Here is a 25,147-nt window from a genome sequence, read left to right as displayed (position 1 = left end):
TTTGTTATAAATTACAAATCAACATAATTTGCCGGAATTCCACTTGTCAGGGATCTTTATTTTCAGACAGGGTGGTATGAACAAAACATTAAGCATTATATTACAGCGAAAACAGAATAACCATCAATGGAAAGCGACATCCTCATTGATTTCAGGTTTGCTGCTAAGGACAAGCCCAGATTTGGTGAACTATTTCTGATCACCGGTGAAGAGCATCCTAAGTTCCCTGCCAGAAATAAAGCTTTTGCACAATTAGCGCCACTGGGCTTTGAGCAGCTCGACGACTTCTTCGGTATCCTTAACAGCGAGGAAACCGGCGACGACGTACTTGTATGGCTTTTTCCTATGCTCAACGGCGAGGAAGTGTTTCACAACAGCGGTCCCTTCGACGCTATCCGCCTTTCGTATAGCGCACTCCGTAACGATCCCTCCAATATCACCCTCCTCCAGGATTGCTTCAACTCCATCAAAGCAATGCCAGGCGTCGAGATTGAATTCGAAGGCAGTACTATCAGCGACTTTCAGCCGGTGCAGCAAAAAGCCGGTGAAATCGTGGCTTACTGGCGCGATAATAATATCGAACCGGGATCTGAACAAAGTCTCCTTGTAGAAGAGGACGAAGACTGGGATGATGACGACGATGACTGGGATGACAGTGAAGATTGGGAAGATGATGAAAAGATTGATGGCAAAAAAAAGTGAGCCACTCCGGAAGATATTCCTCCTTCATATAGCCGATACCTTTATCCATACTGAATTCCAGGCCCAATCTTTGTACAGCTGCGGAGTGGATGAAAGACCGCCTTTCATCCATAAATCCGTAACTTTAGCGTATGCATTTCAATAAAATACTACCTGGCCTGTTGCTGGCAGCATTGCTGGCATCGTGTAATCTGAAAAACCAATCCGGTCATTACGATAACGAAGAAAATATTGCAGCTGCTGTATCTAAAGTCAACAATAATCACGCTCATAAATCAAACACCGTCAAAAATACCAGCTCGTCTGCCGCACCTGTGGTGGGCGAAAGGATTAATGGTACCGCCACCGTATATACCCGCCCGGGAGGTGATCCGTTGGTAACGCTGCAGGATTACATCCCGCTTCGTTGTGCGCCTGCACAGAAAGATTGGTACCCGGTAAGTATTGATTTTGATATTACGAAAGATGAATACATCAAACCGGTTTTTCGCAAAGGCCGTAAGATCCAGGTGAATGGCGTAGCTGCAGGAACACTGCAGCGCGACATCAAGCTGCCTGTAGCTACAAACGGAGAAAAAATGTGGGCTACCATCAGTGGTTATACCGGGAAGAAAAACATCCGCAACGGTTCCATCATTGAGCCGGCCCTTTGCAGCTTCATGAAACAACACGGTGGCCGCAGTTTTGCTGATATGGAGCCCTTCATTCAAAACTTTCGCCTGGAAGAAGAAACCACGCTCAAACCCTATGTCATGTACTTCAACTACGAAAGTGGTATTGATGATCCCAGTCCGCTGTACCGGGTAGCGTTAATCTTTCAGTCGAAACAGCTGATTGGCATCCTGCATGCACGCCCGCTGGCATTGGAAGGAGGCAGCTCACGCCGCCTGCAGCGTGGCTTTACCGTGAATTACATGGACGGTATTGATAAAAGCCTGAAAGAAGATTTTGCCACCAAGTTCAACAAGTTCATAGTTTCTGTTGATTAAACCCATAACCTCTGGTTATCACCTATTACATATAAGCATTTGACTCCGGCGGCAGGAGAACGGAACTTTGTGCCCATCATCAATCGTTTCGTTATGCAACAAGAAAAAACAGCACCCACGTGGTTGCCGCAACATACACAAAAGCTTATCTTCCTCGGTGCAGGAGCCATTACCCTGCTGCCGGTAGTTCCTGCGCCGGTAGCGCTGCTGCTGGGGATCGCGATCGCGCAGACTACCGGTAATCCATTCACTGCCGTTACACCACGCCTTACCCACTGGCTGCTGCAGTTTGCTATCATTGGGATGGGATTTGGCATGGACGTGCATAGTGCGCTGCGTGCAGGAAAGGAAGGTTTCTGGTTCACGATAGCCGCGATTGCCGGTACCTTACTCACCGGCGCTGTGATGGGCCGCCTGTTGGGGATAGATAAAAAAACGGCTCATCTTATTTCCTGCGGCACCGCTATCTGCGGTGGTAGCGCTATTGCAGCAATAGCACCGGTGATGAAAGCCGAAGAGAAACAGGTGTCCGTAGCCCTGGGCATCATCTTTCTGCTGAATGCCCTGGCCCTGTTTATATTCCCGTTTGCCGGACATCTGCTGCATCTCAGCCAGCAACAATTCGGACTATGGAGCGCCATCGCCATTCACGATACCAGTTCTGTAATAGGCGCCGCCGGCAAATACGGCGATGAAGCCCTGCAAATCGCCACCACAGTGAAACTGTCACGCGCATTATGGATCATCCCGGTGGCCTTCATTACCACACTGCTTTTCAAAACCGACGGTGGGAAAATCAGGATTCCCTGGTTTATAGGCTTGTTTGTAGTCGTACTGCTGGTACATCCACATATTCCGCTGCTAACGCAGGCCGGTCCTTTCCTCGTAAAAAGCGCCAAAACAGGTTTATCCCTTACCCTGTTCCTGATAGGTACCAATCTCAGTAGAAGTGCACTCCGGGGTATAGGTCGCAAACCATTGATACACGGTGTGTTACTCTGGGTGATGATCAGTGCCGGTACCCTGCTGGCCATCTGTTGTCTGGTATAGCTTACCGGGGAAAATCCCATGATAACCCTATTATCATTTTTGCATAAATTTGATTGTATTAAGAGTCTTGTCAACAGCCAGCATTGTCACAGTGTAGTATCTGCTAACTTACATGACTATACGTAATTCATGAGTCGTTTACCCGCCACGAAATCCGGTACCTATATGGCTGCTTTTCGCGCCATTGAAAGTACCAGGCCACCTGCAGAGCGCCTGCTTTATGATCCATTTGCAGCAGCTTTTCTGCCGGCCCTTTATCAGGCCATCATTGCCTGTTGCAGCATTCGGCTGATCCGTAATATTGTGACTGCCTGTATACAATTCCGCTGGCCTGGTTCGTTTACTGCCGGTATTGCCGGAACGAGGATGATAGACGACATGATCATACATGCAGTTCAAACACAAGGCATCAATCAGGTTATTATTCTCAATGCCACCTTTGATACCAGGGCTCACCGGCTGAACATCGGTGTACCGGTGCATTTCGTGGAGATGGATCATCCGGCACTACAGATGACGAAACGTAAAATACTGGCATCCCTCAGCGGCCTGCCGGTTGTTCATGTAGATTATGTGCAGTTCGATATGAATACGCAGCTGATCTCAGATGTAATACCACAGCTGTTTTACCAGGAACATTACAAAACGTTATTTCTTTGGGAGGGAGTAACTACCTGGCAGGAAGCCAAAGTGGGAGAAGCGATATTCCATCATATCAGAACTTTCCGGCCGGGTACACAATTCATCTTTACCTATGCAGAAAAAGCGGTACTCGACAATCCGGAAGCGTTCTATGGCTTTACCAGTATAGACCGCCGGCTGCGCCGCCACGGTGAAAACTGGGACTTCGGAATCGTTCCGGAAACATTGCATGCCTACCTCAACGCCCACAACATACAACTGCACTATGATGGCGGAGCCTCCGCCTACCGCGCACGGTACTTCGGTGAAAAGAGCAAACACATGAAGGGCTATGAATATTTCAGAATTGCAAGAGCAGAAATAAAATAGCAGCCGTATCTTCGGTACATTATTTCGACCGTACCGCTTATGCATATTCATTGCTTTCAACATGTACCTTTCGAAGGATTAGGCTGCATAGCCAACTGGGCAACCACCAAAGGGCACAACGTGACCTTTACCCGCTGGTACGAAAGTACTGATACGGCTTCCCTGGAAGCGGCCGACTGGCTTATTGTGATGGGTGGCCCTATGGGCGTGTATGAGCAGGCGAAATACCCCTGGCTGACCACTGAAATAACACTCATCCGGGAAGCCATCCTGCAGGGGAAAAAAGTACTGGGCATCTGCCTCGGCGCGCAGCTCACTGCTGCGGCGCTGGATGCCAATGTATACCCGCATACACAACCGGAAATAGGCTGGTTTCCGCTGGATGTCAGTTTCCAGGGTGGTGCTGCCCCGCTGCAACAGGTATTGCCCAATCATTTCAATACTTTTCATTTTCATGGCGATACTTTCGATATACCCGCGGGCGCTACACGCTTCGCTGCATCGGCCGCATGCAGCCACCAGGCCTTTGTCTGGAAAGATCGCGTAATCGCACTGCAGTTCCATATGGAACTGACTGCCGAAGGCCTGTTGGAAATGATCGCCCATTGTGCCGGCAGTATTGCCGCCGGCGGCCCTTTTGTACAAACGGAAGAAAAGATACGTCAGCATATAAACCTGCTGGCTCAGAATAATGAAACCATGTACCGCCTGCTGGATTATATGGCAGCGCTGTAAAAAAAGATGATCGTATGAACGCTGCATTTGATGTACTGATCGTAGGTGGAGGCCCCATCGGGCTTGCCTGCGGTCTGGAAGCCCAGAGAGCCGGGCTAACCTATGTGATTGTGGAAAAAGGCTGTGTGGTAAATTCTCTTTATAACTACCCGCTGTATATGACCTTCTTTTCCACTTCCGAACGACTGGAAATAGGCAATGTTCCGTTTGTTTCCATCAATCCCAAGCCTACCAGGCCGGAAGCACTGGAATATTACCGTAGGGTAGCTACCTCCAACCTGCTCAGTATAAAACTGTTTGAAACAGTAGAACAGATCACTCCCAACGCCGGTGAATACAAGATTACGACCAACAAGGGATTATATCATGCCAGGCATGTAGTGATTGCCACCGGCTTTTATGATATTCCCAACATGCTCAATATCCCCGGGGAGCATCTCCCGAAAGTGACGCATTATTACAAAGATCCACACTTCTACTCCACACAGGATGTAGTGGTAGTGGGCGCCCATAACTCTGCTGTAGACGCAGCACTGGAAACCTACCGCAAAGGCGCCAGGGTCACAATGGTCATTCGCCAGGAAGGTATCGGATCGAGAGTGAAATACTGGGTAAAACCGGATATAGAAAACAGGATCAAAGAAGGCTCCATCAGAGCATACTTTCATTCTTCCCTGCAAGCCATCCGCGAAAAAGAAGTTGATATCGCTACTCCTGAAGGAATAGTCACCATTCCAAACAATTTCGTCATTGCCATGACAGGTTACCAGCCCAATTTCGGACTACTGGAAAAAACAGGGATCGCCCTCTCTGCCGATGACCTGAAGTTGCCGGCTTACAACCCGGCTACAATGGAAACCAACATGCCCCGTATTTATCTGGCGGGCGTTGTGTGCGGCGGGATGAACACCCATGTATGGTTTATAGAAAACTCGCGCGATCATGCGCAGAAAATAATTGCGCATATCAGGAACAGTGGTTAGTAGCTATGCTATATTCACCTCTCTTTCCAGGTCTACTCCGAATTTCTCTTTTACACTTTCCAGTATTTCCTGGGAGAGTGCATATATTTCATTGCCATGGGCGTGGCCGTAATTTACCAGCACTAATGCCTGGCGGGCATGTACACCTGCATCTCCGCGGCGGAAGCCCTTCCAGCCGCATTGTTCTATCAGCCAGCCGGCAGCCAGCTTGAAATGATCGTCTGCTACCGGGTAGGCAACGATCTGCGGGAAGGTGGCGCGCAGCGCTTCATATTGTGCTTTACCAATGGTCGGATTCTTGAAGAAACTGCCGGCATTGCCAATCTTTGCCGGGTCGGGCAACTTAGAGCTCCGGATATTGATCACCGCCTGGCTGATAGCCTGGATCGACAGCTCCTGCACATTCATGCGCTGCAGCTCTTCGTTGATAGCGCCATAGCTGGTATTGAAGTGCGGCTGCCTGCTGAGCCGGTAGGTGACCGACAGTATCGCAAACTGATTACGGTATGCTCTTTTAAATACACTTTCGCGGTAGCCAAAGTGGCAATCGCTGTTCCGGAAAGTTACTACCTGCTTGTCGTGCAGGTGCAGGGCTGTTAGTTCATGAAACACATCTTTGATCTCTACTCCATATGCCCCTATATTCTGCATGGGGCTGGCGCCCACATTGCCGGGGATCAGCGACAAATTTTCGAGACCGGCCAGCTGCTGCCCAATGCAATATTGTACAAAGCCATGCCAGTTCTCCCCTGCGCCGGCTTTCACATATACGTAGTCGTTATCTTCTCCGATGATACTGATCCCTTTGATCTCATTCTTTAATACCCAGCCGTTGAAATCCTTGGTGAAAAGGATATTGCTCCCTCCTCCCAGTATCATGTGGGGCAGGCCGGAAGCCTGCTGTTCTGCTGTCAGTGCCAGCAACTCGTCTGCATCGGAAAACGGTGCAAAATAGCGTGCCACAGCCTCTATACCGAAAGTATTATATGATTTGAGCAGAACATTTTCTGATACCTGCATAATAGCGTAATTTTATGGTTAGCAAAGATAGCCGCAAATCATTTAGAAATTCCATAATCCATTTACATGAGTAAAACTGCGATTGTTATTGGTGCTACCGGACTAACAGGCACCCACCTGGTGGCGGCTTTGCTTCAGGATCCGGCATTCAGTAAGGTAAAAGTACTGGTTCGGCAACCCTGGGCCCACGCCCGTCCTAAGCTGGAAAGCATTATCGTGGATTTTGATGATGAAGCAGCCCTTGCCTCAGTGCTCCAGGGAGATATACTGTTTTGCTGTATCGGCACTACTATCAAAAAAGCTGGCTCCCAGGAAAATTTCCGGGCGGTGGATTATGCCATCCCCGTAAGATGCGCCACCATTGCCTATACACAGGGCGTTTCCCAGTTCCTCGTGATCTCCTCCATCGGAGCCAATGAACGATCCCGCAATTTTTACCTGCGCACCAAAGGAGAAATGGAAGTGGCTGTTCAGGATATAAAATTCCAAAGCTTAGCTATTTTCAGACCATCTTTCCTCCTCGGACAACGGCAGGAATTCAGACCTGGCGAATGGATCAGTAAATACCTGATCCTCCTTTTCTATTTCCTGCTGCAGGGCAAATGGAAAAAATACAGGGGCATAAAGGCAGCCACCGTTGCCAATGCCATGATGATTGCCGCCAAAGAAGCCATTGGCGGAGTGAGCATCTATGAATCAGACGCCATCCAGCTGATGGGCGCCTCGTGAAAATCCGGTTTTGCGTCTTATCTTTAACCCATATGAAAAATTGGATCCTCCTTCTGGCTGTTGCAGGTATTGCAATACTTCCGTTATCTATGCTGGCGCAAGGTAACAGCCATCTTCCGGAATCCCGGAACGGACAACCACACCCGCAAACACTCCCTTCTTCCAACGAACCATATACCATACTGGATTACAGGATATCAAGGGATTTCAATATCAGCAAAGGCGATAAGAATCCGCAAATGGGCTGGTCGCACTACCGGACGATATACAAGAAAATCCGGATCAATACCAAAGCCGGGGCCGACAGTCTCACCCGGCTCGTCATGGGATTCGATGCCAATGAAGGCCTCCGGGGCCTCCGCATACGTGTGATCAAACCGGGCGGCGAAACAGTTGACCTCAATAACGAGGTAAGAATGATAGACCTGAATGATGATAATAAAGCCATCATTGTGAATAACCTCGCGCTGGAACAAGGCAGCCAGGTGGAATATGAACTGAGCCTCAAAGTCAGATACGATTACTCCGGCAACGACTTCCTCCAGTCGGAAATCCCCTGCAACCAGGTAAGCTTCACCCTGATTGCGCCCAAAACACTGACATTCAGATTCAAAAGCAGCCATGGCGTACCGCCGCTGAAAGACAGCACCGCCGGCGAAATCCGCTACTACCAGCTGCATATGAACCATCTTCCGGCCTATCCCAACAACAGCCTGTATTATGTACTGCCTCAGCTTAAACGAATCGATTTCGCATTGCAACAGGCTGTAGAAGGCAAAGATACTACCCGCATGAACTGGCAACAGTTCGCTGAAAATAATTATATACCGCTGGTAGCTGTCTCCAAAGCAGAATACAAACAACTGGAAAAGGAAATACAAAAATGGCCGTTTGTAAAGTATCGCCTCCCGGTTCCCCAGATGATTTACCTGGTGGAACAATATATAAAATCCAACTACCAGCTGGTACCTTCCATGGAAACCGGAGAAACCGCTGACATCAGCACTATCCTGCGTTCCGGAAGGGCCGATAAGATTGGTATGACCCGGTTGCTGAATGCTGCTTACTATATACTGAATATACCAACGCAGGTACTCTTCACTTCCTCACGCGATAACCTTCCGATCGACAGCCAGCTGATTAATTACCAGCTGCCTAAACATACCCTGCTGTACTTTCCGACAGTACAACAGTCGTTGGCACCAACGGATATGGATACACGCTTTCCGTGTTATCCGCCGTTATGGTCTGGTTTGACCGCCATACGTTGCCGCGATACGCTTGTAAATGAACAAAGCCGTGTGTTGACCGATTTCATTGAAACACCGGTTCCTGCGTATACGCTCAGTAACATTACACTGGATGCTACACTTAAATCAGTCAGCGACCCTGTATGGGACGTGAAACAATCGTTCGGAGGTTTTCCGGCCTGTAATGTAAAGGATGCCTTTGGCAAGGCTGGAGGTGCTACTGAGGCGAAATTCAGGATATACAATTCCCTGTTGCCTTTTGAGCCTGCAATGAGAAAGCCTGTAAACGTTACTACACAAAATGAAGTGTTTAATAACCAGACGCTCGATAAGCCCGTGATCCTGAACAGCACGCTGAATACTCCATCTCTCGTTGAAAATAAAAACAACAGTATGGTCTTCCACCTCGGTCAGCTATTGGGAGGCACCATGCCTGTAGACATACCGCTTCCTCCAGCGGATCTGCCAGTACAGATCACTTTCCCGTACTACCAGGAAAAACGGATACACATCACCATTCCCGACGGTTATAAAGTAGCGAATAAAGAGGATTTTTCGGCAGATATCACCGACGGTAATTCTCCATCCATTGGATTCAAAATAAGGTGTGAGCAAAATGGGAATCAGCTGACTATTTTTACGCTCGAATGGTATCGTCAGGAAAACTATACAGGCAGCGCCAAGGCTACTTTCGGTAAGATGCTTAAAAGGCTGCAGGTACTTCAGTTACAGGATCTGATATTGGTAAAACAATAACGCCTATACGCCGTCTACATCCGGAATGATTGCTACAGTGCGGAAGCGTTTCTCCGCTCTCAGCTGTATAATAAACTCCTGCAATACCTGTTTGATATGTGCAATGAGCTTCGCTTCCCGGGGCAATTTGATCAGCATTTCCTGCAGGTAATTGTTGCGCACCCTCGCCACCAGCGGCGCCGCAGGCCCAACCAATTGTGCACCAATATGCGGTTGCAGCCAGCTGGCCAGTATCCGGGCGGCCTGTTCGGCTACCATCTGATCTTTATGACGGATAGTTAATTTCAGCAACCGGAAAAAAGGCGGGTAACCAAATTCCTTACGCTCCGCGATCTCCGCCTCATACATGGCTTTATAGTCGTGCGCCATTACATAATGCAATATCGGATGCCGCGTATTGTTTGCCTGTATTAATACTTTACCCGTGCCGTGTTTGCGCCCGGCACGACCGCTTACCTGCTCCATCATCTGGAACGCGCGCTCGTTTACGCGGAAATCCGGAAACCCCAGGAGGTTATCAGCACTGAGAATACCTACCAGGTTCACATTCTCAAAATCCAATCCCTTCACTACCATCTGGGTTCCTACGAGAATATCAATGCTGCGGTCTTCCAGCAACTGAATCAGTTTATTATGGCTGTCTTTATTCCTTACCGTATCCACATCCATCCGGGCAATGCGTGCCTCGGGAAATATTACCTGCAGATCGTCTTCTATTTTCTCGGTACCGAAGCTCTTAGGTTCTATCGTCTGAGAGCCACAGGCAGCGCAGGTATGCACATACGGATAACGGGTGCCGCAATAATGACAATGCAGCTTATCCTGATGCCGGTGATACGTGAGTGAAACATCACATTGCTTGCAATGTGGGATCCAGCCACAGGTGGTACACAACAGAAACGGAGCATAACCGCGGCGGTTCTGGAAAAGGATTACCTGCTTGCCATCTGCGATGTTCTGACTAATGGCATCCTTTAATGCAGTGGTGAAATGGCCGTCCATTGTTTTTTCCGCCATTTCCTTCCTGATGTCCACGATCTCGATGGCGGGCATTTCGATACCACCGAAGCGTTCTTTCAACTCAACAAGGCCATATTTTCCCTGTTGGGCATTAAAATACGATTCCAGCGAAGGCGTGGCGGAACCCAGCAATACCCTGGCCTTGAACAGGCCGGCATAATAAATGGCAGCATCCCGCGCATGATAACGGGGAGCAGGATCCTGCTGTTTATAAGAAGTATCGTGTTCTTCGTCGAGTATAATAAGCCCAAGATCCCGGAAAGGAAGCAACAGGCTGGAACGTGCGCCCAGTATGATCCTGATCTCGCCAGACTTCACCTTGTTCCATATTTCCACCCGTTCGTTGTTATTGAAGCGGGAATGATAAATACCAATGCTGCTGCCAAAATGCTTTTGCAGGCGACGGATTACCTGGGCCGTAAGTCCTATTTCCGGCAGCAGATACAATACCTGCTTGCCTGTAGCCAGGCATTCCTCCATCAGTTTCACATACACCTGTGTTTTACCGGATGAGGTAACCCCATGCAGCAGTGTCACCTGCTTTTCGGTAAAATGCCGGCGTACTTCCGCCAGGGCTGTTTCCTGCGCCGGGCTGAGGCTGAAATCGATCTGCGCATCTACCTTACCGGTAGGAATGCGATCAACAGTACGTTTCTCAATCCAGAGAATTCCTTTGTCGACCAGTCCTTTCAGCTGTGCAGTAGTTGCGCCTGATTTCTTCAGCAACTCTTGCTGCAACACTGTTCCCTGTGTTTTCAGCAGATGCAGATAGGCCAGCAGCAGCTCCATTTGCTTAGGCGCTCTGCCCAGCTCATTGAAAAGCGCTTCCAGCTGTTCATCCTGCTGGTATTCGGCGTGGAGCTGCACATAGCTTTCTTTCTTCTCTTTATATACTTCTTTCAGCTCCTCATATACCAGCAATACTTTCTTCTCAATCAGTTTCTTGATAACGGAATATACTTCCGATTTGTCGAGGATCAGTTGTACTTCCTCGATACGCAGTTCCTTTCGTATATGCAATGCTTCTGCGATGAGATATTCATCATCGTCCAGTGAAGTAAAATCATCTCCAAAGGCATCGTTGAATAACAGCAGGGTTTCACTGGAAAGCTTGAGATGCGCCGGGAGTGCGGCATTCAGCACTTCTCCCTCTGTGCACATGTAATAGGAAGCTATCCAGTTCCAGAAGGCTAACTGTGTAGGATATACGATAGGGTTGGCATCCAGCATATCCAGCAGTGGCTTTGTTTTATACAAAGGCGCCTGCTCATGGATAGCTTTTACGATACCTGCATACTTTTTCTGCTTACCCAGCTGCACTGCTACACGGCTGCCCACCTGCAGGGTGGCGGCCATGTTTTCAGGCACAGCGTAAGTATAATTTTTAGGTAACGCCAATGGCAATATTACATCTGCGTACTTCATCCTATTGGTTGCAGGGCTGGATATTTTTTGTATTTGCGTAACTCAGTATCCATGATATCATGCACCTGTTGTTTCAGGGTATTGATATCATCGAGGGTCATTCCTTTCACCGACACTGGCGGCAGGAACACAACCCGGCATTTCCCGGGGGAAATGTGCATAGGGCCTTTATGCGGTAGCCGTTCTCCCGCATCGAGATATAATACGGGTTTTATAGGCATCTGCAGCTCTATGGCCATACGGAATGCGCCATTATGAAAGGGGCGCAGCGGTTGATCGCTTTCATTGGTAGTACCTTCCGGGAACACGAGTATGGAGATACCGGCCTTTAACGCCGTCATCATCTCCCTCACACTGCGCGCACGGGCAGCCGCATTGGAGCGGTCTACTGCTACTACCGAATTTTTATAAATGAAACCGAAGAATGGAATCTTCGACATTTCTATCTTACCAAGCGGACGGAACGGAAGCCTCATCACCTTTACTGCAATGGCAGCATCCAGGTAAGAACGATGGTTTACTACATAAATACAAGGCTCTTTATCCCGCTCACACAAATACTTGCGGCTTACCCACATGCCCACCAGCGGAAACCAAGCATGCGCCCAGAAACGCAGAAAATAGAATATAATATTTCCCCCTTTCTGCCTGCCTAGTAAAGAGGCCAGAAATATAGGTGGTAATATGAGAAACATAATGCCAAGAAAGGTTACAGCGGCGTATATCACATAAATAACACGCAACGGTTTCAGTAAAAAATTCATAAACGCCTCTGGTGATTAATTAAGGCGGAAAACTACGAAGAAAATTACTAATTGTGCGGATTTTGTGGGTATGGTACATGCCTATTCACAATGACAGGTCCAGTCCTTGTCGAGATCTATACAGGTGATTACTTTGGCATTTTCCCGGTCACATGGTGCAAAAACAATCCGCAGGTGCTGCCCCTCGCTGGAGTACCCTTCGAGGGCGTAAGTAGGACAAGGCTGATCGTTGGGATTCGACTTTTCCGGGTTAATGGCGCCTTTGGCAAGAATTTCCTGCACCTCAGCCTCCGTCACATGACGGCACCCCATGCGACAAATAGCATGCTTTGTATACTCCAGGTGGGCGTGCCTGTTGATGACCTCGTCTTTCCCGGAAGGATTTGCGGAGTTAACATTGTTGCCGGTAACAACCGGGCTCCCGCCGGGAGTCGGAGAAGTGGAATTGCTTTTCCACCATTTTTGCTGCCAGCCAGCAAGCAGCAGCAGGGCAAGTAGTAAAACCGGCAGGTATTTTTGTACGGACTTCATATAGCGACACAATGGGGCGCAAATTAGTTAAAATTCCTTACCGAACTATGACATAAAAAGTTCCTAACTTTGCCTCCCTTTATGGAACAGGTAAAAACAGTAGCATTTCATACACTCGGCTGTAAGCTGAATTTTTCAGAGACCTCCTCGCTGAGCAGGTTACTGGAACAGGATGGTTTTGTTAAAACGGATTTCGAAGGCCGGGCGGATGTATATGTTATCAACACCTGCTCTGTTACCGACAACGCCGATAAGGAATGCCGTATGCTGGTAAGGCGCATACAACGCCGCGCCCCGGAAAGTATGGTCGTGATTACCGGTTGTTATGCCCAGCTGAAACCACAGGAAATTGCCTCCATTGAAGGAGTGGATCTCGTGCTGGGGGCTGCTGAAAAATTCAATATCACCGAACATTTGAAAACCCTGACCAAGGGCAATAATGCAAAGATCTGTTCCTGTGATATCGAAGAAGTTAATACTTTCCATGCCTCCCATTCAGCTAACGATCGCACCCGTACCTTCCTGAAGGTACAGGACGGATGTGATTATACCTGTTCATTCTGTACTATCCCGATGGCCAGAGGCAAAAGCCGCAGCGACAGTGTTGCCAATGTGGTAGAAAAAGCCCATCAGCTGGCCGCTGCAGGCGTAAAGGAAATTGTGCTGACGGGCATCAACCTGGGCGACTTTGGTAAAGGCTTTGAAGGTGGCAAGAAAAAAGAAGAAACCTTTTTCGAACTGGCACAGGCACTGGACCAGGTAGCAGGTATTTCCCGCTATCGCATCTCTTCTATAGAACCCAATCTGCTCAGCAACGAGATCATTGAGTTTGTGGCTGCCAGCCAGCGATTCATGCCGCACTTCCATATTCCGCTGCAAAGCGGCAGTAATGAAATACTGGGCCTCATGCGGCGCAGGTACCGTCGTGAACTGTATGCCGAAAAAGTAGCGCTCATTAAGGAAAAGATGCCTCATTGCGCTATCGGCGTAGACGTTATTGTGGGCTTTCCTTCCGAGAGCGATGCCCACTTTCACGAAACCTACGATTTCCTGCATGGCCTCGATGTTACCTATCTCCACGTGTTTACCTACTCCGAGCGTGCTAATACCACCGCACTGGATATAAAACCAGTAGTACCCGTTCATATCCGCAACGAACGGAATAAGATATTACGCAATCTTAGTCATAAGAAACAACAATATTTCAATGAACAACACCTTAACGAAACCCGCGAGGTGCTGTTCGAATCTCTCGGTAAAGATGGTATGATGGAGGGCTACACTGATAATTATATCAAGGTAACCACTCCTTACCGCCAGGAGTGGCATAATCAGCTGATCGATTGGGAACTGCGCTGATACTGATTATTGCTTCGGAAATCCCGGAGCGGCCATTACTTCCTCCAGCTGCTGCGTATGCCTGTTCGTGTGCGCTGCATCCAGCAACAACAACTGATAAGCATCTATTGGCCCAAGAATAGGATGATCCGTGATATGGTCGCGCAGGTTGTCGTTTGTATTGGTAACATATTCAATCAGCTTATCCCGCTGTGTGGTAAAATTCTTAATGCATTCCGCGTTGGAAGCATAATTATGCCTGGGTATTCCGAATTCAGGAGCCTTTACCTTATGGCTTCTGTCTTCCACATTCTTCAGGATTTGCTCGTCAGTTGTTTTAATATCCTTTTTTCTTTCAGGATTAGGCGCCACTTGTACCAATTGCTGCTCACCATCTGTGATGGCTTTTTCGATGAGGGTAATGTGCTCCACACATTCGATAACAGACCAGCGATCAGGAGCTGTTTTGTATTCCAGCTGAGCATCAGACAACCCGCTCACATCTTTAAGGAGCCTGTCCTTTGTTTGTTGCAGCTGTTCAACTAAAAACGACCTGTCATCTCTTGCAATTTTGTCTGTGAAAGCCGACAATGCAAGAACCGAGAAGAAAAACAATAGCTTTTTCATGGTTTAAATTTTTGTGCCAGTATTGGAGTTATTATATAAAAGAGACAGAAACGACGAGAAGTTACGAAAAACCGATGATCTCCAGAAATTCTTCTCTACTGATAAAAGTAGCTCCCAGAGAAGCCAGATGCAGTGTATGTACCTGGCAATCGATCATTTTCAGTTCATGCCCATAGGTTTGCACGAAGGTGATAAAAGCAGCTTTGGAGGCATTGCTGACTTCAGCAAACATCGACTCGCCAAAAAAGATATGATCTTTTTTAACACCATACAGGCCACCCACCAATTGCTCACCCAGCCAGCATTCTACCGACATGGCATAACCGGCTTTATGCAAACGTATATAAGCTTCCTGCATTTCTGCTGTGATCCAGGTACCGGTTTGACCACCCCTTGGAATACTGCCGCAACGGGCAATTACACCGGCAAAATCTTCGTTGAAGGATATACGAAATTGTTTTTTTCTGAGTACCTGTTTCATACTGGCAGATACTTTCAGTTCATCGGGAAATAGCACAAAGCGGGGATCAGGGCTCCACCACAGAATAGGAGGTTCGTCGTACCAGGGAAATATACCTGAGCTGTAAGCCAGCAGTAACCGCTCTACTGACAGATCGCCGCCAACTGCCAGCAATCCGTCCGGCTCCGAGAATTCTACAGGAGGGAAAATCAGTTTTTTATTAAGTCGGAACACTGTCATAACCAATGATCAGCTGCCAGCCATTTCTTCAATGGTAGCGCTCAGTCCTCTTTCCAGCAGGGCCTCACATTGGGGCCTTAGTTTGATATACTCACCCTGTTTCACTGCATACTTACCATTAAAATGAATAATGAGTGCACACTGTTCAGCCTGCTCATGAGTGTGCCCACATACTTCCATCAGAGAGGATATAACCCAATCGAACGTATTTACATCATCATTCCAGACTACCAGGCTGAACGGAAATTGCTCATCTTCAGCCACCAGCACATCTTCCTCTTCCTCCGGTAATCCTTTGGTATGGGTATGATCAGTCATGTTTAATAAAAGCTTTTCACAAAATTACATGGATTATTCGTTAATTTATCCATATTTAAGTTAGGAGTTACTGATTTTGGAGCATATCCAATCACACTAAAATGGTTATAATGAAAGGACTGGTTTTATTAATGGATATTAACCTGCCACTGAAAGATCCCGTACCGATCTTCTCGCTGGTATTATTTATAATATTACTGGCGCCTATTCTGTTACGTAAATTGAGGATACCGAGTATTATCGGGCTGATCATTGCGGGCATGCTCATAGGTGATCATGGTTTTAAGATCATAGAAAAAGGGAGCATCGATCTGTTTGCAAAGGCTGGTTTATTGTACATTATGTTCCTGGCCGGGTTGGAGCTGGATATGACTGAATTTCTGAAGAACCGGTACCGGAGTATGGTATTCGGCGCCTTCACATTTTTTATACCGCTGGGAATGGGCTTTGTGGTATGCACCTATGTGCTGCACTTTAATTTTATGGCTACCCTGCTGGTTTCCAGCATGTTTGCTACCCATACACTCGTAGCCTACCCGCTGGCAAGCCGCCTGGGCATTACCAAAAATGAAGCAGTGACGGTGGCCGTGGGGGGTACTATTATCACAGATACCGCTGTGTTGCTGATTCTGGCCATTATTACCGGTGCGCAGGCCGGTAACCTGAACACCTATTTCTGGGTGCGGCTGGGTATTTCCATGGTTATTTTTGCCACTATTATCCTTTGGCTGATGCCCATGTTGGGCAGATGGTTTTTCAAGAAGATAAAAGACGACAAAACCTCCCACTTCATATTTGTACTGGCGCTGGTGTTTGCATCCGCCTTCCTCGCCGAACTGGCGGGAGTAGAAGGCATTATTGGCGCCTTCCTGGCGGGATTGGCGCTCAATCAGCTGATACCACATACATCACCGTTGATGAACAGGATCGAATTTGTAGGCAATGCCATATTCATTCCTTTTTTCCTGATTAGTGTGGGCATGCTGGTAGATCTGCGGGTGCTGCTCAAAGGTCCCGATGCGCTGATCATAGCCGGCGCGCTGACCCTGATGGCACTCAGCAGCAAATGGCTGGCCGCCTTCTTTACCCAGCTCAGCTTCCGCTACAGTGCCACACAACGAAACGTCATTTTCGGCCTTAGCAGCGCTCATGCGGCCGCTACTATCGCCGTAATCCTCATCGGATACAACATGGGCATCGTAGATGAGCATGTGCTTAACGGCACAGTGATCCTCATCCTCATCACCTGCCTCGTTGGCTCTTTCGTTACCCAGAGCGCCGGCCGCCGCCTGGCTATACAGGAAGCAGAGAACAAACCGGAAGTACCGGACCAGCCCGAACGCATACTGGTACCGGTTTCCAACCCGGAAAAAATAGAAGCACTGCTCGATTTCGCGGTAATGATCAAAGATACCAATGCCGCCACTCCTATTTACCCGCTGGCGGTAGTGCAGGACAATGAAGAAGCTAAGGAGAAGATCCATCTTACCGGAAAAATGATGGAGAAAGCAGTCATCCATGCTGCAGCCACTGAAAGCGATGTACAGGTGGTTACCCGCATAGACCTGAACGTTTCTGACGGCATCACCCGGGCAACCAAAGAACTGCTGGTCAGCGATGTAATCCTCGGCTGGACCGACAAAACCAGCGCCACCGATCGTTGGCTGGGCAGCATCTTCGGTACCACACTCGAAAACGTACTGCAAAGGGTATGGGAAACCATCTATGTATGTAATTTTCATTTCCCGCTTAGCGCCACCAAGAAAATGGTACTGGTAATGCCACCCAACGCCGAATACGAACTTGGGTTCCTTCATTACCTGCAAAAAATGTTCATGCTGGCCAAACAGGCAGGCGCCCGTATGGTCGTATATTGTAACCGGAAAACACAGGTGATTACAGCGGCCTTCGCCGAAAAATCGAAGATGAGCGTGGATCTCACCTTCCGCCAGTTCGATACCATTGAGGATTTCCTCATCCTGTCGAGAGAGATCACCCGCGACGACCTGCTGGTAGTAGTTACCGCGCGGAAGAGCACTCTCTCCTACAACGCTTACCTCGATAACATACCGGCCAAGCTGGAACGTCATTTCAAACAAAATAATGTCATACTCCTCTACCCTGAACAACGTGAATTTGAAGCGCTCGAAGCTGGCGTACAACCGGAAGATCTTACCCTTGCACCTATCCAGGAACAGATTGCCAACCTGGCGAAATTGGGTAAAGCTGTGAGGAAACTATTCAGGAAATAATTTCTAATTGGTATAAATAAAAAAGGCTCGCGAAAACGCGAGCCTTTTTTATTCCTGTGGGAGTTGACGGATTCGAACCATCGACCCTCTGCTTGTAAGGCAGATGCTCTGAACCAGCTGAGCTAAACTCCCTAAAGATCTTTAAACGTTATTTTCAAGTGTGGGAGTTGACGGATTCGAACCATCGACCCTCTGCTTGTAAGGCAGATGCTCTGAACCAGCTGAGCTAAACTCCCTTAAAGATCTTTAAAATATTTCAAACTTTCCTGATGTGGGAGTTGACGGATTCGAACCATCGACCCTCTGCTTGTAAGGCAGATGCTCTGAACCAGCTGAGCTAAACTCCCTCTCTTGTTTTACCTATCGTTCCTTTCGTTCGATTGGATCGCAAAGGTATAAACTATTTTTATTCTACCAAATATTTTTTAAAAAAAGCAATCAGGAAGATGATAAACAACTCCAGGGCATGCCACTCAAACGGTTGACTGTAGCAGCTTTTCAATGAATGCAAAATTACCTTCGAAACCAGTTTCGGGCTTATTGCTTTTTGCAATTATATATATTCTTCCTTAATAATGTACAGAAAAGTTACCGCCCCAAAATACAACAAGCCGGCTGAACACCGGCTTGTTGATAACTATTTTTAGGATGCCTATTTCTTTTTCTTCTTTTCAGCTTTCTTCTCTGCTTTCTTCACAAAACCACCTTCAAAGAAACACTTAACACCACGGTAAGCACCACAGCCGCCTATCTCATGAATGCTCACTTTGCCGGCCGAAAACTGAAAACTGATACCGCAGGAAGATTCTTTGTCTTTGTACTCTCCCCTGTTACCAGCCAGGAAATGCCCCTTGCCGCTCAGTTCTCCTTTGCAGCTGCCGTTATCTTTGGAGAAGGAGATGAAAAAGAGGAAGGATTTAGGATCATCTTTATCGCCATCCCGCACAGAAACAATGCTCATATCTCCGGAAGTATAATCACCCGAAAACTTATTCTTACGCGGCAACGTGTCTATGGGATTGAATATCTGATTAGCATTCGTAGGGCCGTTGCTGTTAGTCATGATCAGTGTTACCGTTCCATCAGGATTAACACCATAAAAATCCTCCTTCAACGCACTGCGACTGGCTGTCAGTTTGCGCTCGTTTGTTACTTTCACCACATTTTTATTATCTATCTGCAACGATGTCTGCTCTCCATCATCTCCAACGGTACTGGCTACACGAATACGGTTCAGGTACTTACCTTTTTTATTCATCATACAGAGATAACCAACTGTTTGGTCCCTCCCCACTGCTTTCACCAGCATATAATTCACCGTACTGCCGGGAATACGCTGTAAAGGGAAAATCTTCACCCGCTCGCTTCTGCTGAAGTCGTGCTTTGTTAACGTATCCGTTAAAAACCGCATAGCCCCGGTATCCAGCGCCAGCGAATCGGCCAGTTTGAGTTGCAGGGTATCTGGTGTCAGCTTATAAGGCAGGGAACCAGGTGTAAATAATGCCTGAAATTCTTCAAGGGTCATCGGTTCTTCACTACCGTGGCCATGCTTTTTCTTTGATTTACAGGCTGCTAAGACACCAATTGACAGTAAAACTAAAAGGAGACGCTTCATTCGACAAATTAATTCTGGGCGAAAATTATATATAATTTTTATATGGGCGCGCTAAAAATCAAAAAACATACCGGAGCGGTGAAAAGTTCAGATAAATTATTTAGATTTGTCTAAATAATATTTTAGATAACATGAATTTATCAGTTGCGGAAGAGAATTATATAAAGGCTATTTATAAGTTACAGGAAGGCGATGCAGCGGTAACTACCAATGCGCTGGCATATGAACTGGATACAAAACCTGCTTCGGTAACCGACATGGCCAAAAAGTTGAAGGAAAAGAAACTGATCGAATACGAGAAATACCAGGGCATTACCCTATCTCCCGAAGGCAGGAAAACCGCCTTACAGGTAGTCAGGCGTCACCGTCTATGGGAATGCTTCCTGGTCGATAAGCTATCGTTCAGCTGGGAAGAGGTACACGAGCTGGCAGAGGAACTGGAACATGTGCGCAGTGAAAAACTGATCAACCGCCTGAGTGATTATCTCGGTAACCCGCTGATCGATCCGCATGGCGACCCTATTCCGGATGCCAACGGCAAACTGGCAAAACCCCGGCCTCAGACATCGTTAGATCAGGCCAACGCAAAGCGTCTGGTGGTCACGGCTGTCACCGACCAGTCCACCACTCTGCTGGCCTTTCTCAATGCCAAGCATATCAAACTGGGCACTCAGCTGGAGATCATCGCCCACTACGAATACGACAACTCTATTGAGATCAAAGTCAGGCAACAGCCTCCTATTACCATCAGTGAACAGGTAGCGAAACACATTATGGTAAGGCCGGTGCAATGATATTTATGAATAAGGAATTGGTACGATCATCATGAGTATGGAACATATACAAGCTGCATCATTAAGTGAGGTACATCAGAGCGTTGAGACCCACGGAAAATCGAAATGGAAGAAAATATTTGCCTTCCTGGGGCCGGCCTACCTGGTGAGTGTGGGTTATATGGATCCGGGCAACTGGGCTACAGACCTCGCCGGGGGCAGCCAATACGGCTACAAACTGATCTGGGTGCTGCTGATGAGCAACCTGATGGCCCTGTTGCTGCAAAGCCTCAGCGCACGCCTCGGCATTGTCAGGGGGCGCGACCTGGCACAGGCCAACCGCGAAACCTACCCCGCCGGCATCAACTTCATACTGTACATACTGGCCGAAATAGCCATTGCTGCTACCGACCTGGCCGAAGTACTGGGTATGGCTATTGGTATACAACTGCTCACCGGACTACCGCTCATATGGGGCGTTAGCCTCACCGTGCTGGACACCCTCCTGCTGCTGGTGCTGCAACGCTACGGCATCCGTAAAATGGAAGGCTTCATCATCGCACTGGTGGCAGTGATAGGCGCCTCATTCCTGATAGAACTGTTACTGGTAAAGCCACAGGTGAGCGAAGTGGCAAAAGGACTTATTCCTACTATCCCCGATAATAACGCCCTCTATATCGCGATTGGCATTATTGGCGCCACTGTGATGCCGCATAACCTGTACCTGCATTCTGCTCTGGTTCAAACCCGCAAGATCAGGCGCGACGATGCCGGCATTCGCCAGGCTATCAAAATGAATTTCCTCGATAGCACCATCGCCCTGAACCTGGCATTTCTTGTAAACGCCGCTATCCTGATACTGGCCGCAGCCGTGTTCTTCAAAAGCGGACGCACCGATGTGGCCGAGATCCAGGATGCACATAAACTGCTGGATCAGCTGCTGGGCAGCAAACTGGCGCCATTCCTGTTCGCCATTGCACTGATCGCGGCCGGACAAAGCTCTACGGTTACCGGTACACTCGCCGGCCAGATCGTTATGGAAGGATACCTGCGTCTCCGCATCAATCCCTGGTTGCGCCGCCTGCTGACAAGGCTGCTGGCTATTGTGCCGGCCCTGCTGACTATCCTCATTGCGGGCGACAAAGAAGTAGGTGCCCTGCTCGTATTCAGCCAGGTGCTATTGAGCCTGCAACTGGGCTTCGCTATTATTCCGCTGATCCATTTTGTAAGCGATAAGAAAACCATGGGTAGCTTTGCTATCGGTACCATCACTAAAATATTCAGCTGGGCAGTGACTATTTTGCTGGTGTATCTTAACTTGCGTATGGTATTCTCTGAAGCCTTCGAATATATGTCCGGTACAGGAAATATCTGGGTAGATGGCCTTATCATTGCCGGTTGCGCCGGCTTCGTCATCCTGCTGCTCATCACTATCATATACCCGCTTCGCCGCCGCTACCGGGAAGATGCCGCTGCCGGCATACACACCGCACAGGTGTCATTGGGAGAAATGGAAAAACCAGTTTACCGCTGCATAGCCATGGCACTCGATTTCAGCCATAAAGACAAAGAGATTATCACCAACGCCATCGCTCACGGTAACGAACACACGCAATACATCCTGATACATATCGTGGAAAGCGCCTCGGCAAAATACTTCGGTAAAGATTCCGATGACCTGGAGACACGCAGGGATCAGGCCCAGCTGGATACTTACATTGCATTGCTGAAGAGCCGCAACATCCACGCAAAAGGAGTACTCGGTTTCCGCAGGAGATCAAAGGAAATAGCCAGGATTGTGCAGGAGGAAAAAGCTGACTTCCTGGTACTTGGCGGCCACGGGCACAAAGGATTCAAAGACTGGCTGTACGGCGAAACAGCCAACCAGGTAAGACACCAGGTCAAAATTCCGGTACTGGTTGTACAATAAGTAACACATCGTTCATTCATCACCGGCAAACCAATTGTTATGTTAGACAATGTACATCCCGGCAACACCAGGCAATTCAGCCGCATTGTGCGGCAGGAAGATTGCGCCACTTTCGATAACGGCAACGTACATCCGGTGTATGCCACTTTTGCGCTGGCAAGGGATGCGGAATGGTGCTGCCGGCTGTTTGTACTGGATATGAAGGAAGCTTCGGAAGAGGGCATCGGCATCAGGCTTACAGTGGATCATGTTTCTCCGGCGGTGGCAGGCAGCCAGGTCGATTTCATTGCAACGGTAACGGAGATACGAAAAAATGAGATCACCTGTGAATACGAAGCAAAGTGTGGGAATCGTATAGTCGCTACCGGTATACAGGTGCAGAAGATACTTAAAAAAGAAAAGCTGGAACAGCTGTTCCAGCTCTAATATATGATGAGTGATTGTATTATAGTCCCAGTGCGGCTTTCAGCTTAGGATAGCCGGTTTTGCTAACCAGCACACGCGCACCGCTGCGCAAAATAGCCAGGTGGTTTTCCTTTTCGTAAGGATCTATACGCGTTACCTGGTTCACATTGAGCATATACGAACGGTGTACCCGCGCAAACTGTTGCGGATCGAGCGTTTGCTCGAAAAAAGACATGGTTTTATTTTTCAGGAAACTGCCTTCCTGGGTAACGATCTTCACATAATCATCTGCTGCCTCGAGGTAATGAATATCCTGTACCGGGATGATCTTGATTTTTCCGTTTAGTTTTATCACCACCCGATTGCTTTGAACCGGTGTACTGGAAGCAGTTTCCAGCAAAGCAGCGGTAGCAGCAACAGCAGTGCGTGTCTGAAATTCATCCAGCCATTTCTGCACCGCTTTATTAAACCTGTCGGCAGAAAAAGGCTTCAGCAGATAATCCACTGCGTGCACTTCAAAAGCCCGGATGGCGTGCTCTTCAAAAGCGGTTGTAAAGATAACAGCAGGCATGCTTTCCACCAGCTCCAGCATTTCAAAACCAGTGATCTTTGGCATCTGTATATCCAGAAAAATGATATCCGGCTGATGCTGTTGAATAGCTTTCAGTCCATCGAATCCATCATTGCATTCCTGTACTACCTGGATTTGCGGAAAGTTCAGCAGGTACTCCTTCACTACTTCCCGGGCTAATGGTTCGTCATCAATTATTACTGCTTTTATCATGCGTTTGTGGTACTTTAATAATAGTTGTAAATATATTTTCACTGACACTGGTTTCCAGCAGATCCTGCCGTGCGAAAAGCAGGTAAAGCCTGCGCTGTATGGAGTTTAATCCAAAACCGGTACCTTTATTGGGCTGTTGCTGTAACGCTGTATCAAACGGGTTTTGTATAGAAATAAACAGCATGTTGTCTTTTTCCCAGGCCTTTATGCCGATGGTAATATCACCGGTAGTATCGTACAACCCGAACTTGATAGCGTTTTCCACAACCGGCTGCAGCAGCATAGGCGGCATCATCAGTTTTCCGGTGCCCTCTTCAGGTATAACGTCGGTGGTTAAACGATGTCCAAAACGAACCTTCTCTATATCCAGGTATAACTGCAGGTAATTCAGTTCTTCATCGAGCGTGATCCATTGCTCATCTTCCCGCTTCAGTGATCCTCTCAGAAAATCAGAAAGTTTCAGAACCATTTCCCTGGCTTCTTTCGGACGCAACACAATCAGCGCATTGATAGAGTTCAGGCTGTTGAACAGAAAATGTGGCTGCAGCTGTTGCCTTAATTTAAAGAGCTCGGCTTCCCGCGCAATCTTCTCAGTAGCTTCTTTCCTCGCGCGACTGGCCTGTTGTTCTTCCGCATCATACCACATCTGGCTTCTGAATCCTATTCCTGCAATCAGGATCCAGCCCACGAAGGCGTGAATCGGGATGGCATTGTTTAACCAATGGATATATGCCGGATCATCGGTAACAGCACTCATCAGTATCCAGCGGCTCAAACAAACCCAGAAAATGGATAACGCAAAACTCACCGCTACCACATACCCATACTTCATGGATCCATCCGCAGGCCGGTAATATGCTACGTTCCGGCTGATCACAATCCCGGCGGCTCCCAGCAACACCGCATGTACGGTACTATCCAGCAGCGCTTTCCACAGCGAAATATCGAACCAGTACCAGAGCAGGCCGCCATACAATAACATCCAGAAGGCAACACTTGCAAGAAAAATCAACCAGACGGTACCTGTAATTATTTGTTTCACCAGTGGCGCTGTTTATCTGTTATACGTTAAGTTCTATGTATTGCTGTCCCTGCAGCTGCGCAGATTTCATTTGCAACCACGCAATATAAGAGTTGGGATCTCCGGGCTCTTCTATGCGGGAATAAAGCTCCATACCATCTGTCAGCTGATCGAGGGTATATATTTCAGGTACATTGATGAACTTCCATTGTACCAGTTCCTGCTGTTGATTCCTGAAGGCATACTGTTCCTGCATACCTATCTCACGGGCTTTCTCACAAGCATCTTTTTTGGAAACGGCGCTAATCAGTCTTAATTGTTCATCAAACTGCGGGGTATGATTACCCTGGCCACAGATGATCTGATAAACTACTTTCGCAACAAACCAATGCATAAAATATGATTTAAAATAGTTGGAA

At 47.9% G+C, this 25,147-nt stretch carries 24 protein-coding genes and 3 tRNA genes; 13 read left to right on the top strand and 14 right to left on the bottom strand.

What is annotated here, in order from left to right; genetic code table 11:
* The first annotated feature begins 126 nt into the window (after window positions 1–126).
* The 6 genes from UNH61_RS02790 (at window position 127) to UNH61_RS02765 (ending at window position 5,470) form a co-directional block, all read left to right on the top strand.
* Entirely contained in the window at window positions 127–702 is a 576-nt protein-coding gene (locus UNH61_RS02790) for a hypothetical protein (protein WP_326990587.1), read from the top strand.
* Window positions 703–833: 131 nt separating this feature from the next.
* On the top strand, window positions 834–1,691 hold the full coding sequence (locus tag UNH61_RS02785) for a hypothetical protein (protein WP_326990586.1): 858 nt from the start codon (window positions 834–836) through the stop codon (window positions 1,689–1,691).
* A gap of 93 nt (window positions 1,692–1,784) precedes the next feature.
* Window positions 1,785–2,741, top strand: a complete 957-nt coding sequence (locus UNH61_RS02780) for a putative sulfate exporter family transporter (RefSeq protein WP_326990585.1) — start codon at window positions 1,785–1,787, stop codon at window positions 2,739–2,741.
* A gap of 129 nt (window positions 2,742–2,870) precedes the next feature.
* Window positions 2,871–3,752, top strand: coding sequence for an SAM-dependent methyltransferase (locus UNH61_RS02775; RefSeq protein WP_326990584.1), 882 nt, complete (start codon window positions 2,871–2,873; stop codon window positions 3,750–3,752).
* 39 nt (window positions 3,753–3,791) lie between these two features.
* On the top strand, window positions 3,792–4,487 hold the full coding sequence (locus UNH61_RS02770; protein WP_326990583.1) for a gamma-glutamyl-gamma-aminobutyrate hydrolase family protein: 696 nt from the start codon (window positions 3,792–3,794) through the stop codon (window positions 4,485–4,487).
* A gap of 14 nt (window positions 4,488–4,501) precedes the next feature.
* Entirely contained in the window at window positions 4,502–5,470 is a 969-nt protein-coding gene (locus tag UNH61_RS02765; RefSeq protein ID WP_326990582.1) for a YpdA family putative bacillithiol disulfide reductase, read from the top strand.
* A 3-nt stretch (window positions 5,471–5,473) separates the two neighbouring features.
* Here UNH61_RS02765 and murB read toward each other — a convergent pair whose 3' ends face one another.
* Window positions 5,474–6,490: a UDP-N-acetylmuramate dehydrogenase gene (gene murB / locus UNH61_RS02760; RefSeq protein ID WP_326990581.1), complete on the bottom strand. Its 1,017-nt coding sequence runs from the start codon at window positions 6,488–6,490 to the stop codon at window positions 5,474–5,476.
* Window positions 6,491–6,556: 66 nt separating this feature from the next.
* Here murB and UNH61_RS02755 point away from each other — a divergent pair, with 66 nt between their 5' ends.
* Window positions 6,557–7,219 carry an oxidoreductase gene (locus tag UNH61_RS02755; RefSeq protein WP_326990580.1) on the top strand — a complete coding sequence of 221 codons (663 nt, stop codon included), beginning with the start codon at window positions 6,557–6,559 and terminating at the stop codon, window positions 7,217–7,219.
* A gap of 32 nt (window positions 7,220–7,251) precedes the next feature.
* Window positions 7,252–9,225 (top strand): DUF3857 domain-containing protein, encoded by a 1,974-nt coding sequence (locus tag UNH61_RS02750; protein ID WP_326990579.1) that lies wholly within the window; start codon window positions 7,252–7,254, stop codon window positions 9,223–9,225.
* A 3-nt stretch (window positions 9,226–9,228) separates the two neighbouring features.
* Here UNH61_RS02750 and priA read toward each other — a convergent pair whose 3' ends face one another.
* The 3 genes from priA to UNH61_RS02735 all read right to left on the bottom strand — a co-directional run bounded on the left by priA (window position 9,229) and on the right by UNH61_RS02735 (window position 12,965).
* Window positions 9,229–11,670 carry a primosomal protein N' gene (gene priA, locus UNH61_RS02745; protein ID WP_326990578.1) on the bottom strand — a complete coding sequence of 814 codons (2,442 nt, stop codon included), beginning with the start codon at window positions 11,668–11,670 and terminating at the stop codon, window positions 9,229–9,231.
* On the bottom strand, window positions 11,667–12,434 hold the full coding sequence (locus tag UNH61_RS02740) for a lysophospholipid acyltransferase family protein (protein WP_326990577.1): 768 nt from the start codon (window positions 12,432–12,434) through the stop codon (window positions 11,667–11,669). Before UNH61_RS02740 ends, priA begins: the two co-directional genes overlap by 4 nt.
* A gap of 81 nt (window positions 12,435–12,515) precedes the next feature.
* The gene (locus tag UNH61_RS02735) at window positions 12,516–12,965 is read right to left on the bottom strand and encodes a DUF4258 domain-containing protein (RefSeq protein ID WP_326990576.1); all 450 of its coding nucleotides are present in this window, start codon (window positions 12,963–12,965) and stop codon (window positions 12,516–12,518) included.
* 81 nt (window positions 12,966–13,046) lie between these two features.
* Between UNH61_RS02735 and mtaB the strand changes: the two genes are divergently transcribed.
* Window positions 13,047–14,324, top strand: a complete 1,278-nt coding sequence (gene mtaB / locus UNH61_RS02730) for a tRNA (N(6)-L-threonylcarbamoyladenosine(37)-C(2))-methylthiotransferase MtaB (RefSeq protein WP_326990575.1) — start codon at window positions 13,047–13,049, stop codon at window positions 14,322–14,324.
* 6 nt (window positions 14,325–14,330) lie between these two features.
* On the opposite strand, the gene UNH61_RS02725 is transcribed toward mtaB, so the two are convergent.
* From UNH61_RS02725 to UNH61_RS02715, 3 genes are all read right to left on the bottom strand, one after another.
* Window positions 14,331–14,930 carry a DinB family protein gene (locus UNH61_RS02725; RefSeq protein ID WP_326990574.1) on the bottom strand — a complete coding sequence of 200 codons (600 nt, stop codon included), beginning with the start codon at window positions 14,928–14,930 and terminating at the stop codon, window positions 14,331–14,333.
* Window positions 14,931–14,991: 61 nt separating this feature from the next.
* A complete protein-coding gene (aat, locus tag UNH61_RS02720) occupies window positions 14,992–15,630 on the bottom strand; it encodes a leucyl/phenylalanyl-tRNA--protein transferase (protein ID WP_326990573.1) in 639 nt (212 codons plus the stop codon).
* 9 nt (window positions 15,631–15,639) lie between these two features.
* Window positions 15,640–15,948 carry an ATP-dependent Clp protease adaptor ClpS gene (locus UNH61_RS02715; protein WP_326990572.1) on the bottom strand — a complete coding sequence of 103 codons (309 nt, stop codon included), beginning with the start codon at window positions 15,946–15,948 and terminating at the stop codon, window positions 15,640–15,642.
* A 110-nt stretch (window positions 15,949–16,058) separates the two neighbouring features.
* Between UNH61_RS02715 and UNH61_RS02710 the strand changes: the two genes are divergently transcribed.
* The gene (locus UNH61_RS02710) at window positions 16,059–18,200 is read left to right on the top strand and encodes a cation:proton antiporter (RefSeq protein WP_326990571.1); all 2,142 of its coding nucleotides are present in this window, start codon (window positions 16,059–16,061) and stop codon (window positions 18,198–18,200) included.
* A gap of 57 nt (window positions 18,201–18,257) precedes the next feature.
* Here UNH61_RS02710 and UNH61_RS02705 read toward each other — a convergent pair.
* The 4 genes from UNH61_RS02705 to UNH61_RS02690 all read right to left on the bottom strand — a co-directional run bounded on the left by UNH61_RS02705 (window position 18,258) and on the right by UNH61_RS02690 (window position 19,815).
* A tRNA-Val gene (locus tag UNH61_RS02705) sits at window positions 18,258–18,332 on the bottom strand.
* A gap of 29 nt (window positions 18,333–18,361) precedes the next feature.
* Window positions 18,362–18,436: transfer RNA gene (locus tag UNH61_RS02700), tRNA-Val, on the bottom strand.
* A gap of 36 nt (window positions 18,437–18,472) precedes the next feature.
* A tRNA-Val gene (locus UNH61_RS02695) sits at window positions 18,473–18,547 on the bottom strand.
* Between the two features lie 305 nt (window positions 18,548–18,852).
* Entirely contained in the window at window positions 18,853–19,815 is a 963-nt protein-coding gene (locus UNH61_RS02690) for a hypothetical protein (protein ID WP_326990570.1), read from the bottom strand.
* A 131-nt stretch (window positions 19,816–19,946) separates the two neighbouring features.
* On the opposite strand from UNH61_RS02690, the gene UNH61_RS02685 reads away from it, so the two are divergent.
* From UNH61_RS02685 to UNH61_RS02675, 3 genes are read left to right on the top strand one after another with little or no spacing between them, the layout of a single operon-like run.
* The gene (locus UNH61_RS02685; RefSeq protein WP_326990569.1) at window positions 19,947–20,609 is read left to right on the top strand and encodes a metal-dependent transcriptional regulator; all 663 of its coding nucleotides are present in this window, start codon (window positions 19,947–19,949) and stop codon (window positions 20,607–20,609) included.
* Window positions 20,610–20,646: 37 nt separating this feature from the next.
* The gene (locus UNH61_RS02680) at window positions 20,647–22,518 is read left to right on the top strand and encodes an Nramp family divalent metal transporter (RefSeq protein ID WP_326990568.1); all 1,872 of its coding nucleotides are present in this window, start codon (window positions 20,647–20,649) and stop codon (window positions 22,516–22,518) included.
* Between the two features lie 39 nt (window positions 22,519–22,557).
* Window positions 22,558–22,944 carry a hypothetical protein gene (locus tag UNH61_RS02675; RefSeq protein WP_326990567.1) on the top strand — a complete coding sequence of 129 codons (387 nt, stop codon included), beginning with the start codon at window positions 22,558–22,560 and terminating at the stop codon, window positions 22,942–22,944.
* A gap of 19 nt (window positions 22,945–22,963) precedes the next feature.
* On the opposite strand, the gene UNH61_RS02670 is transcribed toward UNH61_RS02675, so the two are convergent.
* The 3 genes from UNH61_RS02670 to UNH61_RS02660 are packed head-to-tail and all read right to left on the bottom strand — an operon-like array spanning window position 22,964 to window position 25,122.
* Window positions 22,964–23,707, bottom strand: a complete 744-nt coding sequence (locus UNH61_RS02670; RefSeq protein ID WP_326990566.1) for a LytTR family transcriptional regulator DNA-binding domain-containing protein — start codon at window positions 23,705–23,707, stop codon at window positions 22,964–22,966.
* A complete protein-coding gene (locus tag UNH61_RS02665) occupies window positions 23,685–24,749 on the bottom strand; it encodes a histidine kinase (protein WP_326990565.1) in 1,065 nt (354 codons plus the stop codon). Before UNH61_RS02665 ends, UNH61_RS02670 begins: the two co-directional genes overlap by 23 nt.
* A 19-nt stretch (window positions 24,750–24,768) precedes the next feature.
* A complete protein-coding gene (locus tag UNH61_RS02660; protein ID WP_326990564.1) occupies window positions 24,769–25,122 on the bottom strand; it encodes a DUF4288 domain-containing protein in 354 nt (117 codons plus the stop codon).
* Window positions 25,123–25,147: the final 25 nt, after the last annotated feature.

Source organism: Chitinophaga sp. 180180018-3, assembly GCF_037893185.1.
GTDB lineage: Bacteria > Bacteroidota > Bacteroidia > Chitinophagales > Chitinophagaceae > Chitinophaga.
The sequence above is the reverse complement of the archived record's forward strand: the minus strand, read 5'-3'. Positions and strand labels throughout refer to the sequence as shown.